The 4815-nt window shown below is 72.3% G+C and carries 3 protein-coding genes; all 3 read right to left on the bottom strand.

The window, feature by feature from the left end; all coding sequences use genetic code 11:
* Positions 1-2077 (bottom strand): acetyl/propionyl/methylcrotonyl-CoA carboxylase subunit alpha (locus tag SACSA_RS22355; RefSeq protein ID WP_048876635.1); only part of this gene is annotated, 2077 nt, incomplete at its 3' end.
* 604 nt (positions 2078-2681) lie between these two features.
* The gene (locus SACSA_RS0110095) at positions 2682-3947 is read right to left on the bottom strand and encodes an MFS transporter (protein WP_048876634.1); all 1266 of its coding nucleotides are present in this window, start codon (positions 3945-3947) and stop codon (positions 2682-2684) included.
* 363 nt (positions 3948-4310) lie between these two features.
* Positions 4311-4815 (bottom strand): YsnF/AvaK domain-containing protein (locus SACSA_RS22350; protein WP_083940213.1); only part of this gene is annotated, 505 nt, incomplete at its 5' end.

Genomic DNA, 4815 nt, shown 5'->3' with positions numbered 1-4815 from the left:
CCAGCGCGCGGTCCGCGCGCTCGCGCGCACCACCCGCCACGGCCGGGGCGGGCAGCTCCAGGTCGACGGCGTCGTCCGCCGTCGAAGCCTGGGTCTCGTCATCGCCCAGCGGCTCCAGCCGCACCAGCGCGGTGCCCGCCTCGATCTGGCTGCCGATGGAGACCGACCGCTCCCGCACCACCGCCCGGAACGGCGCGCGCACCACCGTCTCCATCTTCATGCTCTCCAGCACGAGCACCGGTGCCCCGGCCTCCACCTCGGCGCCCACCTCGACCGGAGTGGCCACCACCAGCGCGGGCGCGGGCGAGCGGAGCACGCCGCCCTCGTCCCTGCTGATCCGGTGGGTCACCCCCTCGACCTCGACGACGTGGACGGGCCCGTGCGTGCCCGTGATCAATCGGTAGCGGTGGCCGTGCACCAGGAGCCGGGCCGAGGCGGCGTCCACGCGCTCCAGCTCGGTGTCCAGCGTGCGCACGGTCGCGCCGTCGTCGAGGGCCACGGTGAACCCGCGCGGCCCGGTACGGGCCACGCCGATCCGGTAGCCGGTGCCGCGCAGTTTGAGGTCGATGGTGCGGCCGCCCGCGTGCCGCACCTGCGGCCTTCCGCCGTAGGCGGTGGAGAGCAGGTGCCTGCGCTCGGCCTCCTCGGCCTCCTCGTAGGCCTCGATCGCCGCGGCGGCGAGCGCGATGCCCGAGTGCCGCGTATTGCGCAGCCGCCCCTGCTCGCGCACGCGGTCGATCCAGCCGGTGTCGGCGCTCGCGTCGACGACCTCCTCGGCGTCGAGCAGGTCGAGCAGGAAGCTCTTGTTGGTCGCACCTCCCTCGACCAGCACACTGGTCTGCGCCACCGCGCGGCGCAGCCGCGCCAGCGCCTCGGCGCGGTCACGGCCGTACGCGATGATCTTGGCGATCATCGAGTCGAAGTCGGCGGGGATCGTGTCTCCCTCGGAGACACCGGTGTCGACCCGCACACCGGGCCCCGCGGGCAGCCGCAGCAGGGAGATCCGGCCCGGCGCGGGGGCGAAATCGCGGTCGGGGTCCTCGGCGTTGAGCCGGGCCTCGACGGCGTGGCCGAGTTCGGCGGGCCGTTCGCCGTCGAGCGTGCCGCCTCCAGCGACGTGCAGCTGTGCCTTGACCAGGTCCATCCCGGTGGTGGCCTCGGTGATGGGGTGCTCCACCTGCAGCCGCGTGTTCACCTCGAGGAACGCGAACAGCCGCTCACCCGGGTGGTAGAGGAACTCGACGGTGGCCGCGCCCCGGTACCCCACCGCCAGGGCCAACCGCTCGGCGGAGGTCTTGAGCTCGTGCGTCTGCTCGGCATCCAGCAATGGTGAGGACGACTCCTCGATGACCTTCTGGTTGCGGCGCTGCACCGAGCAGTCCCGCACGCCGAGGGCCCAGGCGGTGCCCTTGCCGTCCGCGATGACCTGGACCTCGACGTGCCGGGCGCCGGTGACCAGGCGTTCGAGGAACACGACACCGCTGCCGAACGCACGCTCGGCCTCGGAGCTGGTGCGCTCGTAGGCGTCGGTCAGCTCGTCGGCGGAGTGGACCACGCGGATACCGCGGCCACCGCCGCCCGCGGTCGCCTTGAGCATCAGCGGGTAGCCGATCGAGGCGGCGGCGGTATGCGCGGCGTCCAGGTCGGTCACCGGGCCACGGCTCCACGGCGCGACCGGGACCCCGACCTCCTCGGCGAGCAGCTTGGCGCCGATCTTGTCACCGAGCCTGCGCATCGCGTCGGCGCCGGGCCCCACGAAGGTGACGCCCAGACGGTCGCACAGTTCGACGAAGGCGGCCTCCTCGGCGACGAAGCCCCAGCCCACCCACGCGGCGTCGGCACCGGTCTCGACCAGGGCGCGTTCGAGCACGTCCAGGTCGAGGTACGGCCGGCGCGCGGCGGGTCCGAGGCAGTAGGCGTCGTCGGCCTCACGCACGAAGGTGGCGTCGCGGTCGACGTCGGTGTAGAGCGCCACCGTCTCCCACTGCGGCCCACCGTCGGCGTTGCACTCCCGGACGGCGTGGATCAGCCGCATCGCGGCTTCTCCCCGGTTCACGACGGCGACACGGCGAAACACCGACAACCCCCTCCTGCTCCTGTGACGACACATGGGACCTGCCTGCCACTCTCTCGCGCCGCGGCCGTCGCGGTAATGATCGCGACTCACCACGTCGCCCCACCCACTTTGTAGAACCCCGCCAAACCTGGCCACGCGAGTTGCCCCTTCATGCACCCGAGTCGCCCCTTCCGGACGCCGAGTTGCCCCCTCCTGCCCGCGAATTGCCCCCTCCTGCCCGTGAGTTGTCCCCTCCTGCCCGCGAGTTGCCCGTTGAGACCGTCGTCACCGTCGTGGCGATGGGTGGACCGAGACGCCGAGACGTTCTCCGCGCCTCCTGCCGCGCTCGGACGTGAGCCTGTCCACATGCCACCGACCCCGTACGGAGGTCGTTCGGGGGCGTCCTCGCACGACCCTCCGGTTGGGAAAGCGTTGACCGGCGCGATGCCGGCGTTCTCGCGGACGGGCCGGGCAGGTCCCACGCACCGGGCCGTAAGGGCAACTCGCCAATCGGAAGGGGCAACTCGCGAACGGGAAGGGGCAACTCGCGGACCGGAAGGGGCAAATCGCGGACCAGAAGGGGCAACTCGCGAACCGGGAGGGGCAACTCGCGGGTGGGTGGGGGTCAGACGGCGACCAGGGGTTTCGTGGTTTCCGCGTCGCCCGCGGGGGTGGGGGTGGGCTGCGGTTCCGGCACGGCCCTCGGTGTGCGGGTGAGTCCACGGAGCGCGAGTGCCGCCAGTCCGGTCACCGCCAACGTCACCACGCCTGCCGTGAACAGCGCGCCCTGCGGGCCGAGCCGCTCCGACAACCACCCGAGCGCGGGAGCGCCCATCGCCCCCGCGGCGGCGGCGACACTGCCCTGCACCGCGAGCACCCGTCCCCGCATGCTCTCCGCCGCGTCGAGCTGAAGACGCGTGCTCTTCACCGTGTCGATGACCACCGCGCCCGCCGCGATCGGCACCAGCGCCACCGCGAACCCCACGAGCCCCGGGAGATAACCGCTGACGGCCTGCAGGACGCTGGTCGCCGCGGCGACGCCGAGCAGCAGCGGCATCGTGAAGTGCTGGACACGCGCGGCCAGCAGTCCCCCGAGCACGGTGCCCACCGCGAACACCGACGACAGCGTGCCGTACCCCGCCGATCCCGCGCCGAGCGGGCCGTCGGCCATGGCGGCCATCGTCACCTGGTAGTTGCGCCCCAGCGAGGACAGCACGAACCCGAGCGCGAAGAGCACCAGCAACAGGTGCTGGGTGCGCAGATAGGCAAGTCCCGCACGCACCCCGGCGTGCTCGGGCGCGCTGGTCTCCAGCGTGTGGAACCGCTCCGCGCGCATCACCATCACCGTGGCGATCACCGCGAGGAACGTGGTGCCGTTGATCAGGAACAGCACCGGCTCACCGACGAGGGCCGCCAGCACGCCCGCCAGGCTCATCCCCAGCACGCGGCCGGTCGAGTTCGTCACCGAGTTCCATGCGAGCGCGTTGCCCAGGTCGGCGCGCGGCACCACCTGGCTGGCGAAACGGCCGAGCGCGGGTCCCTCGAAACAGCCCACGAGACCGGCCGTCGCCGTCAGCCCGAACAGCACCGGTAACGGCAGACCCAGCCACACCGTCACCGCGAGCGAGAGCGCGATCACCACATGCAGCGACTCTCCCGCCACGATGAGGCGCCGGGGCGGGACCCGGTCGGCGAGAGCTCCGGCCCACGGCCCGAACAACAACGCGGGCACGGTGCTCAGCGCCACCGACAGTCCCACCGAGGTCGCCGATCCCGTGCGCTCCAGCACCACCCAGTTCAGCCCGAGCACCTGCATCCAGGTCCCCGTGACCGAGACGAGGTCGGCCGCGGCCCACAGCCGGTAGTTGCGATTGGAGAACGCGCGCAGCATCGGCGGCAGGGTTCGCCGCAAGGTCTTGGGTCCTTCCGCGAGGCAGCCACCGGCACCCGGCCGGTCGAGACACATCGCCGCGGTCGGCACGGGCCGACCTGGCGGGCTCACGCTACCCAGCGGTTCGCGGTCGCGTCCTCACTTCCTTCGTGTGGCACTGCCAACATCGAGGTTTGAACGGGCTGAAACGGGATACTCCCCGCACCGCGTGGGCGCCCGCGGCTCACTCCACTGGCTCACTCCACTACGGACGGTCCGCGCGCGCCGGAGGCGGACACACCCGGCGCACACAGCGACGCGGGCCGTGTGCGAGCGGTGCGAAGCACCGGCCACCACAGCCCGCGTCGTCGCGGAGGCATCGCCTCAGCGGTGTGTACCACCGCCCGGCGAGCCGCCTTCCTCGTCGATCTCGAAGCGTTCCTTGCGCACCTCGTCGGAAAGGGTCTCCTCCTCGGTCACCCGCTCCTTCTCCAGGTGGACCTTCTCCACCGGCACGCTCTCCTTCTCCACGTGCGCCTGCTCGGAGTGCAGGGTCATCTCCTGCTCCTCCTCGCCGATCCGGCCCCCCTCGGCGCGGTCGGCCTCGGTGATCGGCTCGCGTTCGATGCGCACCTCCTCGTGCGAGACCGGAACCGTCATCTGCTGTTCCTCGGTGACCACGTACTTACGCAGGCGCACCCGGCCACTCTCGACCTCGTCGGTCGTCGCGCGCATCCGCTCCTCCGAGCGGACCATCGGCTCCTCCGCCGACCGCTCACCGGGCTTGCGCTCCATGCCGGCCCCGGACGTGCGGCCTCCGCCTTCGGCGGGCTGCTCGGCTTCGGCCGCGGACGTCTCCCGCTCCCGGGCGGTGCCGACGCCGGGCTCG

The organism is Saccharomonospora saliphila YIM 90502, assembly GCF_000383795.1.
Taxonomy (GTDB): domain Bacteria; phylum Actinomycetota; class Actinomycetes; order Mycobacteriales; family Pseudonocardiaceae; genus Saccharomonospora; species Saccharomonospora saliphila.
This window is presented reverse-complemented; position numbering and strand designations above follow the sequence as displayed.

Bases quoted from the DNA above. Each gene is read 5' to 3' on its own strand.
- SACSA_RS0110095 (WP_048876634.1), bottom strand. From the start codon at position 3,947: ATGCTGCGCGCGTTCTCCAATCGCAACTACCGGCTGTGGGCCGCGGCC.